General features: G+C 68.5%; 24 protein-coding genes. 11 read left to right on the forward strand and 13 right to left on the reverse strand.

Annotated features, from left to right (window positions below):
- Positions 1–92: 92 nt before the first annotated feature.
- The gene (locus E0H45_RS37515) at positions 93–2081 is read right to left on the reverse strand and encodes a maltotransferase domain-containing protein (RefSeq protein WP_131346682.1); all 1989 of its coding nucleotides are present in this window, start codon (positions 2079–2081) and stop codon (positions 93–95) included.
- Between the two features lie 207 nt (positions 2082–2288).
- Between E0H45_RS37515 and glgP the strand changes: the two genes are divergently transcribed.
- Positions 2289–4883, forward strand: a complete 2595-nt coding sequence (gene glgP, locus E0H45_RS37520; protein ID WP_131346683.1) for an alpha-glucan family phosphorylase — start codon at positions 2289–2291, stop codon at positions 4881–4883.
- Between the two features lie 207 nt (positions 4884–5090).
- On the opposite strand, the gene E0H45_RS37525 is transcribed toward glgP, so the two are convergent.
- Genes E0H45_RS37525 through E0H45_RS37545 form a run of 5 tightly spaced genes read right to left on the reverse strand, consistent with a single transcriptional unit; the run spans position 5091 to position 7887 of the window.
- Positions 5091–5963 carry a transglutaminase-like domain-containing protein gene (locus tag E0H45_RS37525; protein WP_131346685.1) on the reverse strand — a complete coding sequence of 291 codons (873 nt, stop codon included), beginning with the start codon at positions 5961–5963 and terminating at the stop codon, positions 5091–5093.
- Positions 5963–6787 (reverse strand): MerR family transcriptional regulator, encoded by an 825-nt coding sequence (locus E0H45_RS37530; RefSeq protein WP_131346687.1) that lies wholly within the window; start codon positions 6785–6787, stop codon positions 5963–5965. The genes E0H45_RS37525 and E0H45_RS37530 overlap by 1 nt, the downstream gene beginning before the upstream one ends.
- A gap of 7 nt (positions 6788–6794) precedes the next feature.
- The gene (locus E0H45_RS37535; protein ID WP_202872710.1) at positions 6795–7205 is read right to left on the reverse strand and encodes a hypothetical protein; all 411 of its coding nucleotides are present in this window, start codon (positions 7203–7205) and stop codon (positions 6795–6797) included.
- Positions 7202–7615 (reverse strand): MarR family winged helix-turn-helix transcriptional regulator, encoded by a 414-nt coding sequence (locus tag E0H45_RS37540; protein ID WP_202872711.1) that lies wholly within the window; start codon positions 7613–7615, stop codon positions 7202–7204. Before E0H45_RS37540 ends, E0H45_RS37535 begins: the two co-directional genes overlap by 4 nt.
- A gap of 35 nt (positions 7616–7650) precedes the next feature.
- Positions 7651–7887 (reverse strand): hypothetical protein, encoded by a 237-nt coding sequence (locus tag E0H45_RS37545; protein WP_165546740.1) that lies wholly within the window; start codon positions 7885–7887, stop codon positions 7651–7653.
- Positions 7888–8047: 160 nt separating this feature from the next.
- Here E0H45_RS37545 and E0H45_RS37550 point away from each other — a divergent pair, with 160 nt between their 5' ends.
- From E0H45_RS37550 to E0H45_RS37570, 5 genes are all read left to right on the forward strand, one after another.
- Positions 8048–8926 (forward strand): AfsR/SARP family transcriptional regulator, encoded by an 879-nt coding sequence (locus E0H45_RS37550; protein ID WP_165546741.1) that lies wholly within the window; start codon positions 8048–8050, stop codon positions 8924–8926.
- Between the two features lie 76 nt (positions 8927–9002).
- Entirely contained in the window at positions 9003–9647 is a 645-nt protein-coding gene (locus tag E0H45_RS37555; protein WP_131346693.1) for a PadR family transcriptional regulator, read from the forward strand.
- Between the two features lie 79 nt (positions 9648–9726).
- Positions 9727–10152 carry a DUF3995 domain-containing protein gene (locus E0H45_RS37560; RefSeq protein ID WP_131346695.1) on the forward strand — a complete coding sequence of 142 codons (426 nt, stop codon included), beginning with the start codon at positions 9727–9729 and terminating at the stop codon, positions 10150–10152.
- Complete coding sequence (locus E0H45_RS37565; RefSeq protein ID WP_131346697.1) at positions 10149–10640, forward strand: RNA polymerase sigma factor; 492 nt, start codon at positions 10149–10151, stop codon at positions 10638–10640. The genes E0H45_RS37560 and E0H45_RS37565 overlap by 4 nt, the downstream gene beginning before the upstream one ends.
- Positions 10637–11089, forward strand: coding sequence for a hypothetical protein (locus E0H45_RS37570; protein WP_131346699.1), 453 nt, complete (start codon positions 10637–10639; stop codon positions 11087–11089). The genes E0H45_RS37565 and E0H45_RS37570 overlap by 4 nt, the downstream gene beginning before the upstream one ends.
- Here the strand turns inward: E0H45_RS37570 and E0H45_RS37575 are convergent.
- Positions 11079–11783: an SGNH/GDSL hydrolase family protein gene (locus tag E0H45_RS37575; RefSeq protein WP_165546742.1), complete on the reverse strand. Its 705-nt coding sequence runs from the start codon at positions 11781–11783 to the stop codon at positions 11079–11081. The genes E0H45_RS37570 and E0H45_RS37575 overlap by 11 nt on opposite strands.
- A gap of 201 nt (positions 11784–11984) precedes the next feature.
- Entirely contained in the window at positions 11985–13226 is a 1242-nt protein-coding gene (locus tag E0H45_RS37580; RefSeq protein WP_131346703.1) for a right-handed parallel beta-helix repeat-containing protein, read from the reverse strand.
- Between the two features lie 198 nt (positions 13227–13424).
- On the opposite strand from E0H45_RS37580, the gene E0H45_RS37585 reads away from it, so the two are divergent.
- Complete coding sequence (locus E0H45_RS37585; protein ID WP_131346705.1) at positions 13425–14828, forward strand: TRAP transporter substrate-binding protein; 1404 nt, start codon at positions 13425–13427, stop codon at positions 14826–14828.
- On the opposite strand, the gene E0H45_RS37590 is transcribed toward E0H45_RS37585, so the two are convergent.
- The 5 genes from E0H45_RS37590 to glgX all read right to left on the reverse strand — a co-directional run bounded on the left by E0H45_RS37590 (position 14803) and on the right by glgX (position 21219).
- Positions 14803–16296 carry a sensor histidine kinase gene (locus tag E0H45_RS37590; protein WP_131346707.1) on the reverse strand — a complete coding sequence of 498 codons (1494 nt, stop codon included), beginning with the start codon at positions 16294–16296 and terminating at the stop codon, positions 14803–14805. The genes E0H45_RS37585 and E0H45_RS37590 overlap by 26 nt on opposite strands.
- A 3-nt stretch (positions 16297–16299) precedes the next feature.
- Positions 16300–16653: a LytR/AlgR family response regulator transcription factor gene (locus E0H45_RS37595; RefSeq protein ID WP_131346709.1), complete on the reverse strand. Its 354-nt coding sequence runs from the start codon at positions 16651–16653 to the stop codon at positions 16300–16302.
- Between the two features lie 63 nt (positions 16654–16716).
- On the reverse strand, positions 16717–17364 hold the full coding sequence (locus E0H45_RS37600) for a response regulator transcription factor (protein WP_131346711.1): 648 nt from the start codon (positions 17362–17364) through the stop codon (positions 16717–16719).
- Complete coding sequence (locus E0H45_RS37605) at positions 17352–19088, reverse strand: sensor histidine kinase (protein WP_131346713.1); 1737 nt, start codon at positions 19086–19088, stop codon at positions 17352–17354. Before E0H45_RS37605 ends, E0H45_RS37600 begins: the two co-directional genes overlap by 13 nt.
- Positions 19089–19125: 37 nt before the next feature.
- Positions 19126–21219 carry a glycogen debranching protein GlgX gene (gene glgX, locus E0H45_RS37610; RefSeq protein ID WP_131347274.1) on the reverse strand — a complete coding sequence of 698 codons (2094 nt, stop codon included), beginning with the start codon at positions 21217–21219 and terminating at the stop codon, positions 19126–19128.
- Positions 21220–21354: 135 nt separating this feature from the next.
- Between glgX and E0H45_RS37615 the strand changes: the two genes are divergently transcribed.
- The 4 genes from E0H45_RS37615 (at position 21355) to E0H45_RS37630 (ending at position 25224) form a co-directional block, all read left to right on the forward strand.
- The gene (locus E0H45_RS37615) at positions 21355–22377 is read left to right on the forward strand and encodes a Gfo/Idh/MocA family protein (protein WP_131346715.1); all 1023 of its coding nucleotides are present in this window, start codon (positions 21355–21357) and stop codon (positions 22375–22377) included.
- Positions 22374–23417 carry a Gfo/Idh/MocA family protein gene (locus E0H45_RS37620; RefSeq protein WP_131346717.1) on the forward strand — a complete coding sequence of 348 codons (1044 nt, stop codon included), beginning with the start codon at positions 22374–22376 and terminating at the stop codon, positions 23415–23417. The genes E0H45_RS37615 and E0H45_RS37620 overlap by 4 nt, the downstream gene beginning before the upstream one ends.
- Positions 23418–23494: 77 nt before the next feature.
- Complete coding sequence (locus E0H45_RS37625) at positions 23495–24274, forward strand: enoyl-CoA hydratase/isomerase family protein (protein WP_131346719.1); 780 nt, start codon at positions 23495–23497, stop codon at positions 24272–24274.
- Positions 24274–25224 carry a class I SAM-dependent methyltransferase gene (locus E0H45_RS37630; protein WP_131346721.1) on the forward strand — a complete coding sequence of 317 codons (951 nt, stop codon included), beginning with the start codon at positions 24274–24276 and terminating at the stop codon, positions 25222–25224. The genes E0H45_RS37625 and E0H45_RS37630 overlap by 1 nt, the downstream gene beginning before the upstream one ends.
- The last annotated feature ends 1 nt before the right edge of the window (position 25225 follow it).

Here is a 25225-nt window from a genome sequence, read left to right on the forward strand (position 1 = left end):
GCTATTTCCTGTTCACAGCCACCAGTTCAGGTGCCGTGCGTAGCGCGCGTGGGCCGGATCGGTTAGTCGTCACCGGCCCCGCGTGCTGTTGCTTAGGCTTGGCCGCGGCGGACGGCGAGGATGTGGGCGGGTTCGCCGTTGGGGTCTAGTTTTACGTAGTTCTGTTGGCCCCAGCGCCACGTTGCGCCGGTGATTTCGTCGTACACGGTGAAGGTGTCTTCGGGGCGCATGCCGAGGGCGGTCATGTCGAGGTGGACCATCGACTCGCGGACCGAGTGCGGGTCGGTGTTCACGACGACGATGACGGTGTCGGTGTGGCCGTCGGGTGCGGTGGAGCGCTTTGAGTAGCACATGATCGCTTCGTCATCGACCGAGTGCAGGGTCAGGTTGCGCAGTTGCTGCAGGGACGGGTGCCGGCGACGGATGTTGTTCAGCAGCGTCAGGTACGGCGCCAGCGAACGACCCTCGGCCTCCGCAGCCTCCCAGTCCCGCGGGCGGAGCTGGAACTTCTCGGTGTCCAGGTACTCCTCCGAGCCGGGCCGCAGCGCGACGTGCTCGAACAGCTCGTACCCGGCGTACACACCCCAGGCCGGTGACGACGTCGACGCGATCGCCGCGCGGATCTTGAACGCGCCGGGGCCGCCGTACTGCAGGTACGCCGTGAGGATGTCCGGCGTGTTCACGAAGAAGTTCGGGCGGAGGAAGTGCCCGGTCTCCTTGGTCAGCTCCTCCAGGTACTCCTCCAGCTCCCACTTCTCGTTGCGCCAGGTGAAATACGTGTACGACTGGTGGAACCCGACCTTCGCCAGCTCCTGCATCATCGGCCGCCGGGTGAACGCCTCGGACAGGAACACCACGTCCGGGTCGGTCTTGCGGATCTCGCCGAGCAGGTACTCCCAGAAGTTGACCGGCTTGGTGTGCGGGTTGTCGACCCGGAACACCGTCACGCCCTTGGAGATCCACAGCCGGACGATCCGCAGTACTTCGGCGTAGATGCCTTCGGGGTCGTTGTCGAAGTTGATCGGGTAGATGTCCTGGTACTTCTTCGGCGGGTTCTCGGCGTACGCGATCGAGCCGTCGGCGCGCTCCGAGAACCACTTCGGGTGTTCCTTCACCCACGGGTGGTCCGGCGACGCCTGCAGGGCCAGGTCGATCGCGACCTCGAGGCCGACCTCACGGGCCCGGCCGACGAAGTACTCGAAGTCCTCGAACGTGCCGAGCTCCGGGTGGATCGCGTCGTGGCCGCCGTCCTCGGAGCCGATCGCCCAGGTCGAGCCCGGGTCACCCGGCTTCGGGTCGAGGGTGTTGTTCGGGCCCTTGCGGAACGAGTGGCCGATCGGGTGGATCGGCGGCACGTAGAGGATGTCGAAGCCCATCTTCGCGACGGCTTCGAGCCGCAGCGCCGCGGTCCGGAACGTCCCGGACTTCCACACACCGGCTTCCTCGTCGTACTCCGCACCCTCGGAGCGCGGGAAGAACTCGTACCAGCTGCCGTACAGCGCGCGGGTCCGGTCGACCCACACCGGGTACGTCTCGGAGGAGGTGATCAGCTCGCGCACCGGGTAGCGCCCGAGAGCCGCCCGTACCTGCGGGGAGATGCCCGCGGCCAGCCGCGCCTCCGGCGGCAGCGCGCCGTTGGCCAGTGCATGCGCCGCATCGCTCAGCGTGCCACGGTCCGCCCGTACGGCGGGTGGTACGCCGGCGGCTGCGCGGTCGAAGAACGCGGCGCCCTCGGCGAACATCAGGTCGACGTCCAGGCCGGCCGGGATCTTGATCTCGGCGTTGTGCCGCCAGGTCCCGTACGGGTCGCTCCAGCCCTCGACCGCGAACGTCCACGCGCCCTGCTCCTGCAGCGTCACGTCGACGGTCCAGCGGTCGGTGCCCTGACCGACCGGTGCCATCAGCATCCGTCTGGTCTGTCCCGACGGCGAGGTCAGTACGACGTTCGCGTTCACCGCGTCATGGCCTTCCCGGAAGACCGTGGCCGCGATGGTGAACGTCTCGCCGACCGCGGACTTCGCCGGATAAGCTCCGGCGTCGACGGTCGGGGTGACGTCGGTGATCGGGATGCGCCCAGTCATGGCGTAGACGAACCTTCACTCTCCGAATAGAGGTACCGCCCGATTTGCGGATCCGGCGGATGGGTAAGTACGTCGGGAACTGCACTGCTGACGGTATCGGTTCCCAGCACCTGTCTGTGACATGCAGAGCTGCAAATTCTTGCTCGCGTTGCAAGATCGATGCATCCCGAAGGTGTTCTGCGGCCCCCGGGCCGGTACGGTGTCCCGGTGCGAGCGATACGACGATTTTCCGTCCGCCCTGTCCTGCCCGAGCCGCTGACCGGCCTGGGAACCCTGGTGAACAACCTCCGCTGGGCCTGGCACCCGGAGACGCAGGACGTCTTCGAGGCCGTCGACCCGCAGCTGTGGCGGAGCACCGGCGGTGACCCGGTCAAGCTGCTCGGCGAGGTCCCGGCGGCCCGGCTCGACGAGCTGGCCAACGACCACGCTTTCCTGCGCCGGCTGGAACTGGCAGTAGCCGACCTGGACAGCTATGTGACCGAAGACCGGTGGTTCCAGACCGCGGGCGGTTCGCCGCTCGACGCGGTCGCGTACTTCTCCCCGGAGTTCGGCATCACCCACGTGCTGCCGCAGTACTCCGGCGGTCTGGGCATCCTTGCCGGTGACCACCTGAAGGCGGCCAGCGACCTCGCCGTACCGCTGATCGGCGTCGGTCTGCTGTACCGGCACGGGTACTTCGCGCAGTCGCTGAACCGTGAGGGCTGGCAGCAGGAGCGTTACCCCCTGGTGGATCCGGACGGGCTGCCGATCAGCCTGCTCCGGGATGGTGACGCACCGGCGACCGTGACGCTGACGCTGCCCGGAAACCGCGAGCTGCATGCGCAGATCTGGGTCGCCCAGGTCGGCCGGGTGCCGCTGCTGATGCTCGACTCCGACATCGAGGAGAACGAGCCGTCGGAGCGCGAGGTGACCGACCGGCTGTACGGGGGTTCGACCGAGCACCGCCTGCTCCAGGAGCTGCTGCTCGGCGTCGGCGGTGTCCGCGCGGTCCGCACGTACTGCCGGATCACCGGCCACCCGGCGCCCGAGGTGTTCCACACCAACGAGGGTCACGCCGGTTTCCTCGGCATCGAGCGGATCCGCGAGCTCGCCGCCGACAAGGACCTCGACTTCGACACCGCGCTCGAGGTCAACCGCGGTGGCACCGTCTTCACCACGCACACCCCGGTCCCGGCCGGTATCGACCGGTTCCCGGTCGAGCTGATCCAGCAGCACTTCTCGCCGGACGTGTTCGGTCCGGAGGTCCCGGTCGACCGGATCCTCGAGCTCGGCGCCGAGGACTTCGAGGGCGGCGACCCGGCGCTGTTCAACATGGCGATCATGGGGCTGCGGCTGGCGCAGCGCGCGAACGGCGTGTCGAAGCTGCACGGTGTGGTCAGCCGCGGGATGTTCGCCGGGCTGTGGCCGAGCTTCGACTCGATCGACGTGCCGATCACCTCGATCACCAACGGCGTGCACGCGCCGACGTGGGTGGCGCGTGAGGTGCACGACCTGACGTACGCGAACTACACCGCCGACGGCGACTCGGTGTTCGAGGGTCTGGACAAGACCACCGACGCGCAGATCTGGGAGACCAAGCGGCTGCTCCGGCAGCGGTTCATCGACGACACCCGTTCGCGGGTGCGGCAGTCCTGGATCAACCGTGGCGCCAGCGATGCCGAGCTCGGCTGGGTCGACTCGATCCTCGACCCGGACGTCCTGACGATGGGGTTCGCCCGGCGTGTTCCGTCGTACAAGCGGCTGACGCTGATGCTGCGTGACCCGGAGCGGCTGAAGGCGCTGCTGCTGCACCCGGAGCGTCCGGTGCAGATCGTCATCGCCGGCAAGGCGCACCCGCACGACGAGGGCGGCAAGAAGCTGATCCAGGAAATGGTCCGCTTCGCCGACGACCCGGAGGTGCGGCACCGGATCGTGTTCGTGCCGGACTACGACATCGCGCTGGCGCAGCCGATGTACCCGGGCACCGACGTCTGGCTGAACAACCCGCTCCGCCCGTACGAGGCGTGCGGCACGTCCGGGATGAAGGCCGCTCTCAACGGCGGACTCAACCTGTCCATCCGCGACGGGTGGTGGGACGAGTGGTACGACGACGAGTTCGGCTGGGCGATCCCGTCCGCCGAGGGCATCGAGGACACCGACCGCCGTGACGACCTCGAGGCGCACGCGCTGTACGACCTGATCGAGAAGCAGGTCGCGCCGCGTTTCTACGACGGTGACGTGCCGACCCGCTGGATCGAGATGCTGCGGCACACGATCAAGGAGCTCGGCCCGAAGGTGCTCGCCACCCGGATGGTCAAGGACTACGTCGAGCAGCTGTACGTGCCGGCGGCGCAGTCGTCGCGGGCCCTCAACTCGACGTACGACGGCGCACGCGAACTGGCCGCGTGGAAGCAGAAGGTCCGGGCGGCGTGGCCGCAGATCCGGGTCGACCACGTGGAGCTCCAGGGCCTCGGCGACGTACCGCAGCTGGGCACGACCGTCGGGATCCGCGCCTTCGCGGCGCTCGGCGACCTCGCCCCGTCGGACATCTGCGTCGAGGTGCTGCACGGTCGCGTCGACACCAACGACGAGATCACGGACCCGGTCCGCGCCACGCTCTCGCTGGCCGAGACGTACGAGGGCAACCGGCACCGGTACGAGGGCGAACTGAAACTGGACCGCACCGGCCCGTTCGGCTACACGGTCCGCGTCGTCCCGAACCACACCGGCCTGGCGAGCGTCGCCGAACTCGGCCTCGCCGCCGGCCCGTCCGACCCGGACGACCCGTCCACCCCTGACCTACCCGCCGGCTCGGAGTTCTGAGCCACCACCACAAAAGACACACCTCCGCCTGCCTCACCAGGCGGGGGTGTTTTGTGTACTGCACCGCCGCGAGCCGGGGGTGTGAACAGGTACTGGTGGCCGGGGACAGGCAATAACCTGTCTCGCGGCACCGGCGGGGGTGCTCAGGCCCGACTGCGGACGATGCCCCAGGCAACCAGTGCGGCGGCGAGGGCGGTGCGGGTGAGGCTAGCCCAGGTCCTTCCAGACGAACTCTCCGCCGGCGGGTGAGGTGACGAAGGCGCGGCCGGCGTACGTCAGGCCGGGGTCGGTGCGGTAGAGGTCATTGACCTCCTTCGTCGCCGCGTCGTCTCCGTTGTCGGAGGCAAGCATCAGGCCGGCGATCCGGTCGGTGAGCTCGACGTCAGCGCCGTCCAGCGTGTCGGACATCGTGCCCCAGTTGTCCCACAGCAGAAGTTCGTCGCCGTTGAGATGCGCGAGCTGGTAGTGCACATAGGTACGAATGAACCAGCCGCCGTGCAGCTTCAGCGGAGCGTCCGGATTCGTGTCCACGCCGAAGAGATCGCCGTTGAGCTCACCGGCCCGGTATCCCTGCCACACCTCGGCCGCGGACCGGAACGGTCCGGCCGGCATGTCCGCCACGTCGAAAGTGAACTGTGGATCAGCCGGGTCCATCTCGGCGTCGATCATCACCCATCGGTCGCCGTTCCAGTACTCGGCCACCACATGGTCGTTGTTGAAGCCCTCGGTGAAGTAGTTCCCGAAGCCGACCCGGCTGCGCGCCGGGATCCCCTTGTGGCGCAGGATCGAGACGAACAGGAGCGTGTAGTCGCGGCAGCAGCCGACTACCCGGTCCACCGGCTCCCGCGGCACCGCGAGCGGCGTACCGTTGCGTTTCTGGTCGGTGGCGAGGATCGCCGACACCCAGCGGTTGTCGATCTCGGCGAGTCGTTCGCCGGTGAACTCGATGCCGCCGCCGCGGTAGTGGATCAGCAGGTTGCGGACCACCGCGGCGATCTCGGTGACATCGTCCGGCAGCGCGTCGAACAGTCCGGCGTGTACGCCGGGATCGCTGAAGCGCGTCTGAATCGCGTAGTCCATCAAAGGTTCCTCTCGAGAATGGGCAGTGCGATGTCGACGGCAGGTTCGTTGCGGGGGAGCAGGTGGCAGTCCGGGCGGTAGACCTCCCGCGGCGGACCCGCTTCGGGGCCGCCGGACGCCCGGACCCAGTCGAAGACGAGGTCGTAGGCGAGCATGATCCGCGGGTACGCGCACTCGTCCATCGTGATCGTGCAGTACGCCTCCCGGTGTGCGGGCTCGACCCGGATCCCGATCCGGCCGGCCGGGTCCACCAGGCCCTCGAACGGTACGCACACCTCGACTGTCGCCTCACCCTCGGGCGTCACCGCGCCGTGGTAGATCACCCACGACCCGACGTTCGCGGTCGCACCGGCGGCCCGCAGGTACGACGTGAGCTCGTCGGTGCACGTCACGATCACCCCGATCAGCGACTGCTGGTTGGTGTCGGCCCGGATCGACGCGATCTTCGTCGCCGGCACGTCCCGGGTGTGCACCGGTCGCGGAGCGAGCCCCGTCGTACCGGAGCGCGACAACCGGTCCCGCAGGTACTGCAGCGTCGCCCGCCGGGAGGCCGTGGTCGCCTCCTCGGCGGCCCACCACCGGTCGAGCCGGATCAACGCGTCCTCATCTGTTCCGGTGAGGACCTCGGCGATCGTGGTCAGCGGCATGTCCAACTGCCGCAGAACGCTGATTCGTCGCGCCCGCTCCAGCTGCTCCTCGTCGTACAAGCGGTACCCGTTCGCCGGGTCCACCTGCGCCGGTGCCAGCAGCCCCGACACGTCGTACAACCGCAGCGCCTTGTGCGAAAGCCCGGCCCTGCGCCCGAACTCACTGATCGTCAACACCGGACCATCACACCCCCTGCCCTTGGGGCAGAGTAAAGGGAAACGCCTTGATGTCCGGCTCCACCCACCCGGTCCGTGCGGCCGGAGACGCCAAGGCGCGTGAGCTGTAGAAGCGCGTCAGCAGCCGCTTGTCCAGCAGCCCCGGGTTCCGTCGCACCAACTCGTCGAAGTCCTCGCCCGGCGCCTCGGTCATGTGGTACGCCGTCAGCTCGACCCAGGCCCTGCTGACCGTGGCGTTGTACTTCTGCGGCACCCCGGCGTACCGAGCCGTCTTCTGGATCCCGTCGCTGATCAACTCCACCGCGCGGGCCGTCCCACACCGCCGTACGGCGAGCCACGTCAGGCGGACGTGCTCCCGATGACCGAACCGCTCAGCGGTCGACATCAACTCACCCATCAGCTCGTCGAAGACGGTCATGATTCCGCCAACGCCTTCAGCACCCGCCGGGCCTGCTTGACCGCCGACTCTGGTACGTCGTCCAACGCTCGGTCCTCCACCGCTTTGAACGCCTTGGCCACCCTGGCCGCAGTCCGGGCGCCGGCTGCGGTCAGCGAGATCTCCACGGCACGCCGGTCGCCGCTGCGCGCGGCACGAGTCAGCAGCCCTTTGTCGGCAAGCCGATCGAGTACGCCGGTCAGCGTCGTCGGCCGCACGCCCGCCGCGACCCCGATCTCGGACACCGTCCGCGGCCGCCCGTCCGCGAGGTTCGCCAGCACGTTCAGCTCGGAAGCCGTCAACCCTAGGTCGGCCAGCTCCGTCCCCAGCACCTGCAACGTCACATGTGTCGCCCGCTGCAAAAGCACCAGCAGCAACTCGTCATTTTCCACGAATCCAGATTATCCGAATCCGTAGTATTGGCGCCTCAGGGTTTCGCGGTGCGATCCCGGCGCCGGTACCCGCCCAGGCCGAGCCAGGTCAGGGCGATCCCGCTCGCCGCTCCGACGGCGACCGAGGTTGCGTCCAGAGCGCCGTTGCGGTCGGGTGCCTGAGTGCTGTAGCTCGCCGACGCGCCGTCCGGCCGCGGATGGTTCGCCGCCATCGCCGGGACAGGTGCGATCAGCGGCGCGCTGCACACGACTACGGCTGCCGATCTCCGCAACCAGGTCGTGATTGATCGCTTGTTTTGTGGTGCCTGCGTCCGTCCAGCTCGTGCGGACATGGTACTTCCCCCTTGACCTCACGAGTCTGCTCCCACCAGGTATCGGCGCGGTATCGAGTGCGGTCTTGACGCGCCGCGCCGCGCCATCGACAGTCGAGAGGTGGGTATCGCCGTTCTGGGCCCACTCACGGTCGATGGGGGGCAACATCTAGGCCGGCGTGATCGCGTCGTCCTGTCTGCGCTCGTGGTGCATCCGGGGGACGTCGTCAGTGCCGACGTACTCGCGGACGTCCTGTGGGGTGACGAACTCCCGGCGTCGTGGACCAAGATCGTGCAGGGCTGTGTGGTGCGGTTGCGGAAGGCGCTGGGCAATCGTTCGATCGAGACGTCGCCGCGCGGCTACCGGCTCACGGTCCCGCCCGACGAGATCGACGCGCAGCGGTTCGAGCGAGCCGTCGAGCGGGCCGGCGTACTGGTGGCGACCGATGCCGAGCGCGCGGCCGCGGTGCTGTCCGGCGCGTTACGTCTGTGGCGGGGCCGGCCGCTGATCGAGGTCGAGTGCTGGGACGCGGCCCGGATCGAGGCCGCGCGGCTCGAAGAACTGCGGCAACTCGCGCAGGAGACTGCGGTGGAGGCCGCGCTGCGGTCGGGTCGGCACAGCAGCGTCCTCGGCAGGGCTCAGGCGTTGGTCGCCGAAGCCCCGCTGCGTGAGCGGCGGTCGATTCTGCTCGCCACAGCGCAGTACCGGTCCGGCCGGCAGGCCGAAGCGCTGGACACAGTACTTCGGCTGCGGGCGGTGCTGAATCGCGAACTCGGTGTGGATCCGGTGCCGGAGATCGACGAACTCCAGGAGGCGATCCTCCGGCAGGACCCCGCGCTTGTCCCCGCCGCGGCGGACGCCCTGATGTTCCTCGCCGAGGAGGTGCACGCGGCCGCTCGACTGGTCGACCGCAGTGGCTCGGAGGAGCAGCGCACGGCGACCGCCAAGATCCTGGCCGACGCCCGCCACTCGATCCACCTGCTGCTCGCCGACGCCTGAGCCCCCGCGCCACGCGGGGGAGTCTCGGCTGAAAAGGGTCTTGCGTTGGAGACAGTAACGATATATCGTTAGTGTCATGAAGAATATCGAGGAGGAAAGTATGAACACCCCCAACGAAACCCGAGGCCGCCGACGCGGCCACCACCCCCGACGCGGCGGACCGCGGATGGGAGAAGACCTGCCGATGCACCGCGGACGTGGTGGCCGAGGCCCCAGTCGTGGTGAAGGACGCGGCACCCGCCGCGGCCGGGCCCCGCGCGGCGATGTCCGAGCGGCCGTCCTGATGCTGCTTGCCGAGGAGCCGATGCACGGCTACCAGCTGATGCAGGCCATCGCCGACCGCAGCGACGGGCGCTGGACCCCCAGCCCCGGCGCGATCTACCCGACCATCAACCAGTTGGAGGACGAGGGCCTGGTCACTGTGACCGCCGAGGCCGGCCGCAAGCTCGTCACCCTGACCGACGCCGGCCGCGAGTACGTCGAGACGCGTCGCGAGACGTCGATCGATCCGTTCGCCGGTTTCGCGAGCACCGAGCCCGCGACCGACCTGCGCGCGTTGCTCGAGGAGCTGCACTCGGCGACTCGGCAAGTTGGCCGCAGCGGCTCGGAGGAGCAGCGCACCGCAGCCGCCAAGATCCTCGCCGAGGCTCGCCGCTCGCTCTACCTGCTGCTCGCCGACGCCCCGGTGATCCCCGAGGCCCCGAAGGCACCTGAAGCCTGAGACCTGCATCACGCAGGGGAACGTCTCGGCCGAACGGCTCCTCTTCTCAGCTGTCACGCACATCTGAGAAGGAGTCGAGATGGATTCTCGAAAGGTCTCCGCGAGCGCACACCTCCTGCTTGCGGCGGTGCACGTCTACTGGGCAACAGGCGCCACTTGGCCCGCAGGGGATGAGCGCAGCCTCTCGCTGACCGTCCTCAACCTGCAGGTGAGCTTCGGCCCCGGAGTAGTGCTGCCACTGGCTGCACTGCACCTCCTGCTGGCAGGCGCCATTCTCACCAGCGCGAGGTGGCGACTCAGCAGACTCGTGGTCTGCGGACTGGTGGCCGGGCTGGCCGTGCGGGCGGCCGCTGGACTGGTCTGGATCTCGGGCGCGGTTTACACGAGTACGGCGTTCTACTGGCTCAACCTGTTGCTCTACACCCCGCTCTGTGTCGCGCTGTGCGTAGCTGATCTGAAGCTCGTCCGAGCGCAGCGGCCGCTGGTGCCAGAATTCTCCAGATGATCGAGGAACATCTGGTTCGCGCGGCGCAACGTGGCGACACGGTCGCGATGAACGAGGTGCTCGACGCGCTGACGCCGTACGTCGGGAGGATCTGTGGGCCGATCGCGCTGCACGACGGAGCCGACGCGGCACAGGAAGCACTGATCGCGATCTTCCGCGGGCTGCACAGCCTGCAGGAGCCGGCGGCCCTGTTCGGCTGGGCGCGGGCGATCGCCGTCCGCGAGGCGGTCCGGGTTGCGCGCCGCGGGCAGCGGCAATTGCCCGCCGAGCTCACGGACCTGCCGGCCGCGGACGATCCGCAGCTCGCGATCGACGTACAGGACGTCCTCAGGAGGCTGTCGCCCGAGCATCGAGCGGTCCTGGTACTGCGCGATCTCGAAGGAATGGACGAACAGGCAGCGGCCGCCGTACTCGACGTCCCAGAGGGTACGGCGAAGTCGCGGCTGCACCGGGCGCGGGCAAGCTTTCGGAAGGCGTGGAGCTCATGAACTGGCCACAGGTTGAACTGACGGACGTCGAGCGGTTCCGGGCGCTCGCGGCGGCCGTGCCGGGTGCAGCCGTCACCGAACGCGTGCTGCCGCAAGAACCCGACCGGGTGCAGGCGATGCTCGCCGACCTCGACGTGTTTGCGACCATCCACGCAGACCTCGTCTCGGCGACGCTCGAGGAGCGCGACGGCGACTATGTCGTCGTACTCGCGAAAGGCGCCAGAGGGCAACGCGCGCGGCTGAAGGGTCAGTTCCGCCCGGGGTGGTGCTGGCTGCAGAGCCGCTTCCTGATCATCGGCATGGCAGTCGCCGCCGAACCAGGTGGTGGCACGCGAGTAGCTCTGACCGGCGGCATTCGGGTACCGGGCCGTGGCGCGATCATCCCGATCAAAGTGCGACAGGAGAGCAGCAAGGCGCTGGACCGGCTACAACAGCTTCTCAGGGATTGAGTACGCCGGCCGGTAGTGCCGCGAGTAGTGCGTCGGCGTGACGGCGGTAGCCGAGGTTGTTGGGGTGGAAGGCGTCTGGTGCGAGCATGCCGCGCCATGGTGGGCGGGCGTAGCGAGACACCTCGGCCACCGGGAGGCCACGGGACGTGGCTGTGTTGCTGATCAGCTGGTTGATTCCCGAGACGTACGGGCTGACGGCTCCACCGATCCGCCAGAAGCGGTCCGGGACCGTCAGGTCCATCACGACGGACGAGGAGGGGAGTCGATCGATCACCTGGCGGAGGTGGTCGCGGAAACGCTTTGGTGGCGTAGCGAGGATGTCGTTGTTGCCGATGCCACAGGTGACCAGTGCCGGCGTCAGACCGTCCAGCAACGGGAGCTGATCCTCCAGCACATGCCGTGTCTGCGCACCGGACCGCGACAGGTTGAGCACTCGCCACGGCGTTCCCTGACGGCGCAGGGCGTTCAGCACCTGGCCGACGTACCCGTGCAGCGGCGACGAAGCGCCCAGTCCTTGCGCGGTCGAGTCGCCGAGGACCACCCAGAGCGGTCCCTCCGCTGTCAGCGTCAGAGAGTTTTGCTGCGTCCAGTACTCCGCATACGTCCGCGCCTGTACGTCGACGTACGCCACGCCGTCCACCCAGCGCTGGATCGCCAGCCGCGAGCTGGTCCGCTCGGCCTCGCCCCAACGCATGATCGCTTGGTGCAACGCACCAATCGGCGTGGTCCGTTCACGACCCCCTCGGCGCAGCAAAAACATCGGTCCCCCCAGACATGAACAGAAGGTGACCGCCGAATGTACAGGGGGAAGGTTAACGACCCCGCAGAGTACGAACGGCCGGGACCGGCGGCGCGGTGAACTCAAGCCTGAGCTCACCGCGCAGCCGGCATGAGGTCAGCAGGCGACGTTCGTGCACTGGAGCGGGTTGCCGTTGTGGCTTGCGTGATTGCCGCCGCCGTCGGTGACACCGAGGACGGCTTCGATTCCCAGGTTGTGGTTGTAGTCGGCGGTGTTCCGGGTCAGCTTGGTCGTAGGCGCGTCGACCTTGATGCCGTCATTGCCGCTGCGGTTGGCGATGTTGCGCTCGACGACGGTCCCGGTCGCACCGTTGCCGATGTAGATCCCGTCGCTCTGCCTGCTGTTGACGATGTTCCGCGAGACGATGTTGCCCACGGCCGCGGTCGGCGCGTCCAGAGTCAGCACGAGGATCGCCGGTCCACGGCCGCCGGTGACCGTGTTCCGGTCCAGCTTGTTCCGATCGGCGCCATCGAGGATGAGCCCGAATCCGCCCGCGTCCGGGAAGCCGAAGAAGCCCGTGCCGGTCACGACGTTGTCGCTGATCAGGTTGCCGGCAACCTCCGTGAGGATGATGCCGTCGCCGTTGTCGGCAAGGTGGTTGTGCTCGACGCGGTTGGCCGTCGCGTTCTCACCGAGGTCGATCGCCCCCCCGTTGCTGTGCGAGACCGCGTTGCTGCGGATCGTGACGCGGGAGCTGCCGGCGACCGCGACGATCCCGTGGTTGTTGTGGTCGAGCGTGTTCTTCTCGACCGTGCTGTCGTGGACGTCGAACAGGAACATGCCGCTGGCCCCGGATCCCGTCACCGAGTTTCCGGCCAGCTGAGCGTTGTGGGACTCGCCGAACACGATCCCGACAAAACCGTTGCCGGACAGGCGGTTCTTCTCGATCACGGTGTCGGTGGAGTCGACCACGACGATCCCCATCCCCAAGCTGTTCCGCACGGTGAGCTGGCGTAACCGGGTGTGGGCGAGACCACCGGCGAAGAACACCCCGGTGTCGAACTGCCGGATCACTCCGCCGCTGACGGTGACGCCGTCATGGCCGGCGAGGTTCGAGATCCCGACGTCGCAGGGAACGTCGTCGGGGCACTCGGCCGCGTTGTCCCCGTCGACGGTGTGTCCGTTGAGATCGACGGTGATGTTGTCGGCGCCGATCACCAGACCGTTGCCCGGACAGTTGACCAGGTCGGCGTGCAACGTGGTGTCAGCGGTGATCGTGTCCCCACAGTGAAGCGTGGCCTTCGCAGCTTGGGCCGACGCCGTGCTGAACGCCGTACCGGCGACCACCACTCCCAGCACGATCGCCGCGGAGAGTGCTCGGTTTCTTGTTTCTGACATGGTTCGCTCCTCGCCTCAGGCCTGGAGTTCTCGGTACTTGCGGTCGAAGCTAGGTGCCACGAGGCAGTTGCGAATCGGGGTGACCTCTCGGCCAGTGTTGGGGTTCTCCCTGACAACGCCCATCCGTGGATCAGTGCGCGTCTGGATTCGCCGGACGGAACGGGTCGATAGCTTCGAACACGGGGAGAGGAGCTTTCGATGAACCTGGTCAGTAAGTCCGGAACTGCGCTCATGGTCGTCGCGGCCGTTGCCGGCTGCGGTGGACCTGTTGACAAGGCGGGCGGGAGCCAGACGCCCGGTCCCGTCACACTGACGATCGCGACCCCGATCCTCGAGGAGAGCCAGCCCTTCGTCGACGAGGTCGGCCGGGTCTCCAAGGGATCGATCCACCTGGAAATCGTCCATCGACCGACCACCGGGACCACCGAGGCCGAGCTGATTCGATCCGTCGAAGCCGGCGAGGTCGACCTCGCTGTCGTCCCGGCCCGTGCCTGGCACGCCCGCGGGATCAAGGACTTCGATGCTCTGGTCGCCCCGATGGCAGTGGACAGCTTTGCGTTGCAGCAGAAGGTCCTGGCCAGTGACCTGGCGACCGGCATGCTCACCTCGGTCGACACGATCGGTCTCGCCGGTATCGGCATCCTGCCAGGAACGATGCGCAGGCCCGTGGGGATCACCCGCAAGCTGCTGGGGCCTGCGGATTTCCGCGGTGCGCGGATCGGCTTCTCGCTGTCGGACGTGGGAGCTCGGTCTCTGCAAGCCCTGGGAGCCACGACCGTGCCGTCCGTGTTCGGCGGCACACCGCTGACCGGGATGGACGGGCTGGAGCATCAGGTCACGCACATCCAGGCCGAGGGCTACGACACCGTGGCCCGGACGATCACGGCGAACGTCAGCCTCTGGGCCCGGCCGCTCGTCGTCGTTGCCAATGGCAAGAAGCTGGGTGCCGGGCAGGCAGACGTGCTGCGCAAAGCCGCCAACGCGGCGGTCCAGAGCACTGCTGAGCTCCAGCGCAACGCCGAGACCGAAGCGGCGGCCGTGCTGTGCCGTCGCGGCAAACTCCAGTTCGTCACGGCGAGCGCGGCGCAGATCCAGCAGCTCCACGCTGCATTCGAGCCGGTCTACACCTGGCTGCGGGAAGACCCGAAGACCCGGTCCAACCTCGACCGGATTCAGGAACTCCGGGCGCAACTGCCGGCCGCTTCAACGGACAAGGCCCTGACCTGTCCGGCAGTCGGTCCGTCGGTCGGTACGGCGGCCAGCAAGCTGGATGGGGTCTATGAAACGAGCTTCACCAAAGCGGAGCTGGCGGCGTCGCCACTGCTGTACGACCAGGGCGAGGTCAACGACGACGAGAACTGGGGCGACCTCACGCTCACCATCAAGGAAGGGCAGGTTTCCCTGTCCCAGCGCGGCGGCTTCTCGGACACCGGCACTTGTACCGTGCAAGGGGATACGGTTCGGCTCACCTACAGCGGCACCGGCGAGACGTTCGGGTTCCACTGGAACCTCTTCCGGGACACGCTCACCTTCCGGCGCGACGATGCGCTCGGGGTCGGGCCGACGACCTATCTGGTCAAGCCGTGGAGACGGGTCGGCTGACCGTCGGCCCAGGAATCCGCGCAGTCAGCCGGGTGCCCGCACCCGGCTGACTCTCGACCAGGAAGGTTCCGCCGAGCGCCTGGACCCGGTCGGCCAGACCGTGAAGGCCGGAGCCGCGGGTCGGATCCGCGCCACCGACTCCGTCGTCGGTCACCTCGATGACGACCACGCCGTCCGCCCTGGCTACCTCGATGCGGGCGTGGCCGGCCTGCGCGTACTTGCCGATGTTGGCCAAAGCCTCGGAGCACACGAAGTACGCCGTTGCCTCGACAGCGGTGGGAAGCCGAGCAGACAGGACCTCGAGCGCCACCGGCGTCTGGCAAGCGCCGGCCAGCTCGGCCAGTGCACGCGGAAGACCCGACTCGGTCAGAACCCGAGGATGGATGCCGCGGGCAAACTCGCGGAGCAGGACCTGCGACGTGTCGAGGTGCGCCTGCAGTTCGTCCGGGTCATCGGCTGTGAGCAGCTCGGCGACCTCCGACAACCGGCGCATCGCGCCCTTCTGCAGCAGGCTCTCCAGCCGTCGGCGCTCGGCATCGGCGGCTTCGACGATCCGGCGGCGGGCTGCCTCGACGTCGCCGACGCGTGCCCGCACCTCGGCCTGCAGGCGGACGTTCGTGACTGCCATCCGAGCGAGCGCCACCACCGACTCGACCAGCAGGGGATCGTCGAGTACGGCGGTGTCGTGGACGAGCACCCCGACGCGCTGACCGTCGGCCACCAGTTCGGTCAGCACGCGCGTGGGATCGCTGTCGGGCAGGTCGACCGGGCGACCCGCCTCGTCCACATAGCTGCGCATCTCCGGCAGCCAATAGCCCAGCACCAGCGATCGATCGCCGAGCGCCTGTCCCAGCTTGTCGGCCAGTACGCCGGTGCGCTCCGCCTCACCGAGATCGACAACGAGGCCCGTGATGGCCGCGCCGTCCCTGCGACGCCAGCGGAGATCCACGAACAAGATGACGGCTGACGCACCGACCGCCAGCTCGTAGGCCCAGAGCGCCGCGGTGTCAGCCGGAGCACCGATCAGCCGGGCGGTCGCGCCCAGGCCGAGCGCCAGCATGATGCCGACCGTCGCGACGACCGCGGGCACCCGCGCGCGCCGCTCTCTCTGGGTTGCGGTGGCATAGCCGACCAACGCTGTCCCGATGACCAAGACGGCCAAGGCGACCGTCACGCTGTCCATCCGTCCGAGCGGGTAGACCAGCGCGTCGACGTACGCGATGACGATGACAACTCGGTCCAGTCGCCTGCGGGGCCATCCGCGCGGATAGCTGAGGAGTAGCTGGACAAGTGGTCCCCTGTGCAGGAACAGGGCCCAGCCGCCCAGATCGCCGGCGAACCAGGCAGCAGCAGTAGCCACCATGAGCAGCCCGACGGCCCGGGATCGCTTCACCCACGTGGCCAGGCCGAGACCCGCCATCGTCAGACCGACGATCGTGTCGGCGACGGTGAGGCCGAAGTCGTGCACCGCTCAGCCGACCAGGGCGGCCACTGCGGCTCCCGACAGCTCTGCCTTGGCGATGAAGCCACGCGCGGTGCTGCCGGCCAGGCGCCGACGGTACGACGAGCTGTCGCGGCTGGACGTGAGGACGACGGCCGGACCGTCCGGGTCCGCTGCCAGCTGCCGAGCCACCTCGAATCCGTCCAGGTCGGGGAGCTGGATGTCCAGCAGGACCACGGTCGGGCGCAACCGGCGGCTCGCCTCGAGCGCGGATCGGCCGTCCCCCGCCTCACCCACCACTTCGAACCCCTCCGCCGTCAGGAGCGCACGGGCGATCGAACGGAAGGGCGCGTGATCGTCGACGATCAGGACCCGCTCGGCCATGCGTCGATCGTCGCACAGCTTCGACGACGGGAAGTCAGGGCTGACCCTCGAATCGGGAGGTGCCTAGCCGCTCCGGAGGGCGGCGAGAACCGCGAGGACCCGGCGGTGATCCTCAGCGGTGGCGGGAAGCCCGAGTTTGACGAAGATGTGGCTGATGTGCGCTTCGACTGTCTTCAGGCTCAGCTGCAGGAGCTGGCTGATGCCCTGGTTGGACCGTCCTTCGCCCATCAGCGCGAGGACCTCTCGTTCTCGCGCGGTCAGCTGGTCGAGGGGAGTAGACGCGCGTCGTCGCGCCAGCAAGCGGGAGACGATCGTTGGATCGAGCACGCATTCGCCCTCGGCGATGCGGTGCAGGCTGTCCACCAGCACCGCGATATCGGAGACCCGGTCCTTGAGCAGGTAGCCGACGCGCTCCGGCTGCCGCTCGAAGAGCCGCAGCGCGTACCGCGACTCGAGGTAGTGAGACAGCACCAGTACGCCGATCGACGGATGCCGATCGCGGATCGCCAGGGCCGCGACGAGACCTTCGTCGGTGTGCGTCGGCGGCATCTTGATGTCGACGATGGCGACATCGGGCCGGTCCAGCTCGACCTGGCGCAACAGTGCGGGTGCGTCGCCGACCGTGGCCACGACCTCGACGCCGACCTCGCCGAGGAGGCGGGCCAGCCCCTCCCGCAGCAGGACCTCGTCATCAGCCACTACGACGCGCACGGTACCTCCGCATGGATCCGGGTGCCGCCGGTGCGCAGGCGTTCCACCAGTAGCTGCCCGGACAGCGTACCGACGCGATCCTCGAGATCGGTCAGATCACGAGGCGGCTGTCCGTCGGTCTCGATGTCCACCACGAGGCGACCGTTCGTCTGCGCTGCGTGCACGGTCGCCAGCCGGCTCTGGTAGCTGCGGTTCAGCGTTTCGGCGACGACGAAGTACGCCGCCGACTCGACCGGGGGATCGAACCGGCCATCGGGCAGCGGACCGAGAACGATCCGCATCGGGTGTCCTTCCACCAGCATCTCGAGAGCCGCTGCCAGTCCTTCGTCGGCGAGTGCGTTGGGATAGAGCCCGTGCGCGATCTCGCGGAGATCGGCCAGCGCCGCCTTCACCTGCGCCTCCGCTTCGTGGAGTCGCTCAGAACTACTGTCGGATCGCAACGCCGTCAGCCGCAAAGACAGCGCGAGCGAGATCAGTCGCTGCTGGGCGCCGTCGTGCAGGTCGCGTTCCAGCCGGCGCCGTTCGGCGTCACCGGCCTCGACAAGGCGCGCGCTGGACGACCGTAGATCCTCCAGTTGTGCAGCGGACTCGGCCTGCAGACGTTCATGTTCCAGGGCGAGACGAGCAGCGCCGGTGATCTCGTCTGCCAGTTGGGGATCGTCCAGCAGCCCGGGCCGATGCGTGACCAGCGCTACCGTCTCGCCGCGACGTACCAACCGGGTGACAGCTTGCCCGGCAGCTGTCACTGACGGCCGACCGTGGCCGTCGACCAGTCGGCCGTCGGCCAATTCGTACAGCACCTTCAACGATGGGTCTCCGAGCAGACCGGCGAGTGCGTCGCGGAGGCCGCCCGGCGGTGGCGATCCGGCGACTTCCACCACGAGCTGCGCGACCGCCGAACGAGCTCGCCGCGCGCGAAACCCTTCAGCCGCGACGCCCAGGACCATCGCGACAAGTGCCGCGCCCTGCCCGAACCAGAGACGCCGATCCACCGGATCGTTGCTCAGGTATCCCCGACCCCACGAATGCACACCCCACCACGCAACCAGCGTCAGGTAAGCGATCCCTGGAACGACGACGGGCGCGATCATCCGCCGCCGTACGACCGACGATCGGAGCAGCTGCAGAACGGCCAACGCCGCGGCTGCCAGGACTCCGGCGACGGTCAGCCAGAGGCCCACGCGACTCACGGTCCCGGCCGCCGACGCGTCGGCGTGCGCGAGCAGAAGATTGCCGGGGCAGGTCGCGCACCCCGTGGCGGCCGGATCGGTCAGCACGGCCGGAACCAGACCGAGGCCGATGAACGCGCTGACGAACAAGGTTGCCAACGCCAACCGATCTGCTGCGGAGAGCCGGACCGTCCGGTACGAGAGTACGGCGTAAGCCACCAGCGGCGCGCAGCCGGCGTAGGTGACCAGTCCGACCGTGAACACGATCGCCGAACCCACCCCCGGGTTGTTCCATTCGAGGAGGAACCAGGCGAGTCCCGCAGCCGTGAGCGTCAGCCCGAAGGACGCGGTCGGCTGCCGTTTGACTGCGGCGAACCCGGCGCCGGCCAGCGCCCATCCCACGGCCAGCTCGGCGACTCGACCTGGCCACGAACCGCCACTGAACGAGTGCTCCGGGGCCTGCCGGACGAGGACGAGTGTGCAGACCCCGAACACCAGCCCGAGGATCAGGAACACGGTCCGGACGGTGATGATCCGTCCGGTGGCGGAGGCCATAGGCCTGATGGTCGCAGAAGTTGCTGCACCTGGGCAGTCAGAGAGCGCGCAGCAGTACCAGGCAGCGTGGGCCGAGGGGCACTGTTGCGCCGGCCTCTACCTCGGTCACCGTGCTGTTGCTGGTGTCCAGCACCACCTCGTACGCGGGCGCCCACGACGCATCCGGTACGACGACGTTCCGGGTCTCCGCCGTCGCGTTGAGGGCGAGCAGGAACGAGCTGTCGGTCAGGGCGTTGCCCTCCGCGTCGGTGGCCCGCAACGCGTCACCGCGCAGGAACATGCCGATCGTCCGCAGGTTCCCGTCGAACCAGTCCGCGTCGGTCATTTCACCGCCGTGCGGAGCGATCCACGACAGGTCCTTGCGGCCGCCGGACACGACAGGCTGCCCGGAGAAGTAGTGCCACTGCCGCAGTGCGGGGTGCGCGGCGCGGAGAGCCAGCAGCTTCTTGGTCAGCTCGAGGTGATCGGACCAGGTGCTCGGCAGTGACCAGTCGAACCAGGAGATCTCGCTGTCCTGGCAGTAGGCGTTGTTGTTGCCGTCCTGCGTCCGCCCGCACTCGTCCCCGGCGGTGATCATCGGCACGCCGGTGGACAGGATGAGCGTGGACATCAGGTTCGCCATCTGCTGCTTGCGCAAGGCGATCACGCCGGCGTCGTCGGTCTCGCCCTCGACGCCGCAGTTCCAGGACCGGTTGTCGTCGGTCCCGTCCCGGTTGTCCTCGTGGTTCGCCTCGTTGTGCTTGTGGTCGTAGCTGACCAGGTCCCGCAGCGTGAACCCGTCGTGCGCGGTGACGAAGTTGATCGACGCGAACGGGTAGCGACCGTCGTCGCCGTACAGGTCACTGGACCCGGAGAGCCGGTAGGCGAGGTCCTTCACGCCGTCGGAGGTGTTGCGCCAGACGTCGCGGACGCTGTCGCGGAACTTGCCGTTCCACTCCGACCACGGCGGCCCGAAGTTGCCCACCTGGTAGCCGAACGGCCCGACGTCCCACGGCTCCGAGATCAGCTTCACCCGGCCGAGCACCGGGTCGGCCGCAACCTCGGACAGGAAGGGGTGGTCGGGGATGTCGACCTCGTGCCGCTCGTTGCGTACCAGCGTCACGGCGAGGTCGAACCGGAACCCGTCGACGCCCATCTCCTCGACCCAGTACCGCAGCGAGTCCATCACCAGTTGCCGGACGTGCGGGTGCGAGGTGTCGACCGAGTTGCCGGTGCCGGTCACGTCGTACATCGCCGCCCCGCCGGCCAGCCGGTAGTACGTGCGGTTGTCGATCCCGCGGAAGCTCAGCGTCGGTCCGTCGAAGCCGCCCTCGGCGGTGTGGTTGTAGACCACGTCGAGGATCACTTCGATGCCCGCGGCATGGAACGCGGCGACCATCGCCTTGAACTCGGCCACCTGCTCACCGCGCGAACCGGACGACGAGTACGGCGCGTGCGGCGCGAAGAAACCGAGCGTGTTGTAGCCCCAGTAGTTCGGCAGGCCGCGCCCCGCGATGGCCGGCTCGGTGAGGAAGTGGTGGATCGGCAACAGTTCCACCGACGTCACGCCGAGCTCGGTCAGATACTGGATCACCGACGGATGCGCGAGACCGGCGTACGTGCCGCGCTGCTGCTCGGGTACGTCGGGATGCAGCTTCGTGAACCCCTTCGTGTGCAGCTCGTAGATGACCGTCTCGCCCCAGTGCACCGGCCTGCTGATCGGCGGCGGCGGTGCGGAGTCGGCGACCACCACGCCGACCGGGACATGTCCGGCCGAGTCGCCGTCGGAGGAGTCGTAGACGAGCGGACTGGTGAAGTCCAGCGAGCCGTCGACGGCCCGCGCGTACGGGTCGAGCAGCAGTTTCGACGGGTTGAAGCGCAGACCGTGCGACGGGTCGAACGGACCGTGCACGCGGTACCCGTACCGCTGGCCGGCGCCGACGCCCGGGACGAACCCGGTCCAGAACTCACCGGTGTGCGTGAGGTCCAGGTTCCGCTGGCTGCCGTCGTCGGCGATCAGCGCGAGCTCGACCCGTTCCGCCGCCGGAGCCCACAGCGTGAAGGTGGTCCCATCGGTCTGGACCACTGCCCCCTGACGCGGACCGGTCGCGGTGGACTGGCCGGGCGCGCTCGAGGCGGCGGTCGCTTCCATCACCGGGACATTCTGCACAGTACGGCCTGAGTTCACGATAGTGAGGTGGTTGTGTTCGTGAGACGGTAGTTGCGAACGCCTGTGCGCAGTGATACGCAAGGACCGTTACTAATTTACCCACCCCCAGGGGAACACATGTCGGAAGAGTTGGCCGGTCTGACCGTCGGTCTGATCGGCGCGGGCAACATCTCGCGCATCCACGCCGAGTCCTGGAAGGCCGTCGGCGCCCGGGTCCTGGTCTATTCACTCGAAGGCGCGGAGGAACTGGCACAGCGGTACGGGCTGGAGGTCGTGGCGTCGCTGGACGAGCTGCTGGCCGCGGTCGAGTTCGTCGACATCGTCACGCCGTCGGCGACCCACAAGGAAATCACGCTGGCCGCGATCAAGGCGGGCAAGAACGTGATCTGCGAGAAGCCGCTGACGCTGACGGCGGCCGACTCGCACGAGGTGATCGACGCGGCCGCGGCGGCCGGCGTCCGGCTGTACCCGGCGCACGTGGTGCGGTGGTTCCCGGCGTACAAGGCGGCGTACGACGCGATCCAGGCCGGGCGGATCGGTGAGGTCGCGGTAGCGCGGTTCTACCGCCAGGCGTCCTCGCCGGCCGGTGCGGGCTGGTACCGCGACGTGGCCCGGTCCGGTGGCGTGATCATGGACCTGATGGTGCACGACCTCGACCAGGCGCGCTGGCTGTGCGGCGAGGTCACCACGGTGTACGCCGTACAGAACCCGCCGACCGTGGACGGGGTCAGCCCCGTCAACGTGGCGGCCCATGTGACGCTGACGCACGAGTCCGGTGCGATCAGCCACTGCCGCGCGACGTGGGGAGCGACCGGTACGACGTTCCAGACCGGCTTCTCGGTCGCGGGTTCGAGCGGCGTACTGAAGTTCAAGTCCGACGGCGACACGGGCTACAAGGAAGAGTTGCAGGACGGCGCTGCCGCCGGCGACCTGCTGATTCCCGAGTCGGCGCTGGGCGAGAGCCCGTACCTGACCCAGTTGCGGGAGCTGGCGATCGGCCTGCGCGGTGGACCGGAGCCGCGCGTTCTCGCGTCGGACGGTGCGACCGCGGTCTACCTGGCCGAGGCGGCGCGCGCGTCGATGGAGTCCGGTCAGCCGATCGACATGAAGACCTTCGTCTCGACGGGAGTAGTGGCATGACATTGAAGGTCGCGATCGCTTCGTTCGCGCACGTTCACGCGGGTTCGTACGCGCACCTGCTCGCGTCGCTGCCGGACATCGACGTACTGTCCGCCGACCCCGACGGTGCCGGGGCGCCGGATCCCGGTCCGCGCGGTGCCGAGTTCGCCGCGCAGTTCGGCATCCCGTACGTCGACTCGTACGACGAACTGTTCGCGTGGGGACCCGACGCGGTCGTGGTGACGTCCGAGAACTCGGGCCACCGCGAACTGGTCGAGCGCGCCGCCGCTGTCGGTGCGCATGTCCTGTGCGAGAAGCCGTTGGCGACCGAGGTCGCGGACGGTGAGGCCATGCTCGCGGCGTGCGAGGCGGCAGGGACGATCCTGATGGTCGCGTACCCGGTCCGGTTCGCGCCGTCGTACGCGCAACTGCGGGCGAACGTCGAGGCAGGCCGCCTCGGTGACGTGTTCGCGATCCTCGGCACCAACAACGGGAAGATCCCGTACGCCGCCCGGCAGTGGTTCACCGACGCGAAACTCGCCGGTGGGGGAGCGCTGGTCGACCACACCGTGCACTGCGCGGACCTGATCGACGGCCTGACCGGTGGCGCGTCCGCCACCCGCGTGTACGCCGCCGCGAACCGGATCCTGCACCAGGACAAGGGTGTGGAGGTGGAGACGGGCGGTCTGGTGACGATCAACTACGACAACGGGCTGCTGGCAACCATCGACTGCTCGTGGAGCGTTCCGGACAACGGTGCGACCTGGGGTGGTGTGTCGCTGCAGGTGACCGGCACCAACGGGTCCGTGGAGATCGAGCCGTTCGTCGCGCACGTCGGCGGCACGGACGCCTCCGGCGAGGTCTTCCTCGCGATCGGCGGCAACCTGGACGCGTCGCTGCTCGACACGTTCCTGGACGCCGTCCGGACGTCCGGCCCGGCACAGCCCGGCCAGGCGCCGGCCGTCGTGCCGCAGCCGGACGGCGCTGTCGGCCTCCGCACCCTCCGCATCGTCGACGCAGCCCGCCGCTCGGCGGCCTCCGGCCAGGCGGTGGATGTTTAAGGTCCCGCTTCCGTCAGGTACGGTTCCCGGGGATGTGACCGACCGGTAGGCCCCGGGAACCGTAGGGAGTGGACGCCATGGGCGAGTTCGTCAACCTCACCGTGAGTGCAGGTGTTGGCACGATCCGGCTGGATCGGCCGAAGATGAACGCGCTGAACGTCCAGGTCCAGGAGGAGATCCGGGCCGCCGCGGTCGAGGCCACGGCCAACGACGACGTACGCGCCGTGGTCATCTACGGCGGCGAGCGGGTGTTCGCGGCCGGTGCGGACATCAAGGAGATGGCGGACATGTCGTACGCCGACATGGCCAAGCGCTCCGGCCCGCTGCAGTCCTCGTTGTCCGCGGTTGCGGCGATCCCGAAGCCGACCGTTGCCGCGATCACCGGGTACGCGCTCGGCGGCGGCTGCGAGCTCGCGCTCTGCGCCGACTACCGGATCGCCGCCGAGGACGCCAAGCTCGGCCAGCCGGAGATCCTGCTCGGCATCATCCCGGGCGCCGGCGGGACCCAGCGGCTGTCCCGCCTGGTCGGCCCGTCGAAGGCCAAGGACCTGATCTACACCGGCCGGTTCGTGGATGCCGCCGAGTCGCTGCAGATCGGTCTGGTCGACAAGGTGGTCCCGGCCGCCGACGTGTACGACGCGGCCGTTGCCTGGGCGTCGCAGTTCTCCCGCGGCGCGGCGATGGCGCTGCGTGCGGCCAAGGAGTCGATCGACTCCGGGCTGGGCGTCGACCTGACCACCGGGCTGGAGATCGAGCGTCAGCAGTTCGCGGCGCTGTTCGCCACCGAGGACCGCGCGATCGGGATGAAGTCCTTCGTCGAGAACGGTCCTGGAAAAGCTGAGTTCAAGGGAATCTGATGTCTGCTACCTCCAAGCCTGCTGCCTCTGCTGAAGACGTCGAGGCGGCCTGGAACGACAACAAGCTCGCCCAGGTGCTGTACCACGACTGGGAAGCGTCGACGTACGACGAGAAGTGGTCGATCTCGTACGACGAACGCTGCGTCGACTACGCCCGGGACCGCTTCACCGCGGTCGCCGGAACCCGCGGCTGGCCGTACGGCAAGACGCTCGAGATCGGCGCCGGCACCGGCTTCTTCACGCTGAACCTCAAGCTGGCCGGCGTTCTCGACGAGGCGCACGTCACCGACCTCTCGCCGGGCATGGTCGAGGCCGCGAAGAAGAACGCGAAGACCCTCGGGTTCGCGGTCGAGGGCAAGGTCGCGGACGCCGAGAAGCTGCCGTACGACGACGACACGTTCGACCTCGTCATCGGGCACGCGGTCATCCACCACATCCCGGACGTCGAGCTGGCGTTCCGCGAGATGCTCCGGGTGCTGAAGCCGGGCGGCCGCTTCGTGATCTGCGGCGAACCCACCCGGTACGGCGACCTCGTGGCCCGGCGACTGTCCCGGTTCACCTGGTGGGCGACCACCAACGTGACCAAGCTGCCCGCGCTCGCGCACTGGCGGCGACCGCAGGAGGAGCTCGACGAGTCGTCGCGGGCGGCCGCGCTGGAAGCGGTCGTCGACCTGCACACGTTCGACCCGGACACGCTGGCGCGGATGGCGTCGCGGGCGGGGGCTACGGACGTTCGCACCGTCACGGAGGAGTTGCTGGCGGCGTGGGTCGGGTGGCCGATCCGTACGTTCGAGGCCGCCGTACCGGAGCAGAAGCTCGGGTTCGGGTGGCGGATGTTCGCCTACAAGTCGTGGCTGCAGCTGTCCAAGGTGGACAAGGCGCTGTCGGCCGTCGTACCGGACGAGCTGTACTACAACGTCTCGATCACCGGGGTAGCCGACAAGCAGTAGG

This window comes from Kribbella soli, assembly GCF_004331345.1.
Lineage (GTDB): Bacteria > Actinomycetota > Actinomycetes > Propionibacteriales > Kribbellaceae > Kribbella > Kribbella soli.

Coding starts and splice junctions, on each gene's coding strand:
- E0H45_RS37585 (WP_131346705.1), top strand. CDS start 13,425: ATGAACCTGGTCAGTAAGTCCGGAACTGCGCTCATGGTCGTCGCGGCC.
- E0H45_RS37630 (WP_131346721.1), top strand. CDS start 24,274: ATGTCTGCTACCTCCAAGCCTGCTGCCTCTGCTGAAGACGTCGAGGCG.
- E0H45_RS37625 (WP_131346719.1), top strand. CDS start 23,495: ATGGGCGAGTTCGTCAACCTCACCGTGAGTGCAGGTGTTGGCACGATC.
- E0H45_RS37570 (WP_131346699.1), top strand. CDS start 10,637: ATGAACTGGCCACAGGTTGAACTGACGGACGTCGAGCGGTTCCGGGCG.
- E0H45_RS37560 (WP_131346695.1), top strand. CDS start 9,727: ATGGATTCTCGAAAGGTCTCCGCGAGCGCACACCTCCTGCTTGCGGCG.
- E0H45_RS37525 (WP_131346685.1), bottom strand. CDS start 5,963: ATGGACTACGCGATTCAGACGCGCTTCAGCGATCCCGGCGTACACGCC.
- E0H45_RS37605 (WP_131346713.1), bottom strand. CDS start 19,088: ATGGCCTCCGCCACCGGACGGATCATCACCGTCCGGACCGTGTTCCTG.
- glgX (WP_131347274.1), bottom strand. CDS start 21,219: ATGGAAGCGACCGCCGCCTCGAGCGCGCCCGGCCAGTCCACCGCGACC.
- E0H45_RS37575 (WP_165546742.1), bottom strand. CDS start 11,783: ATGCGTTGGGGCGAGGCCGAGCGGACCAGCTCGCGGCTGGCGATCCAG.
- E0H45_RS37535 (WP_202872710.1), bottom strand. CDS start 7,205: ATGACCGTCTTCGACGAGCTGATGGGTGAGTTGATGTCGACCGCTGAG.
- E0H45_RS37515 (WP_131346682.1), bottom strand. CDS start 2,081: ATGACTGGGCGCATCCCGATCACCGACGTCACCCCGACCGTCGACGCC.
- E0H45_RS37620 (WP_131346717.1), top strand. CDS start 22,374: ATGACATTGAAGGTCGCGATCGCTTCGTTCGCGCACGTTCACGCGGGT.
- E0H45_RS37565 (WP_131346697.1), top strand. CDS start 10,149: ATGATCGAGGAACATCTGGTTCGCGCGGCGCAACGTGGCGACACGGTC.
- E0H45_RS37580 (WP_131346703.1), bottom strand. CDS start 13,226: ATGTCAGAAACAAGAAACCGAGCACTCTCCGCGGCGATCGTGCTGGGA.
- E0H45_RS37615 (WP_131346715.1), top strand. CDS start 21,355: ATGTCGGAAGAGTTGGCCGGTCTGACCGTCGGTCTGATCGGCGCGGGC.
- E0H45_RS37555 (WP_131346693.1), top strand. CDS start 9,003: ATGAAGAATATCGAGGAGGAAAGTATGAACACCCCCAACGAAACCCGA.
- E0H45_RS37595 (WP_131346709.1), bottom strand. CDS start 16,653: ATGGCCGAGCGGGTCCTGATCGTCGACGATCACGCGCCCTTCCGTTCG.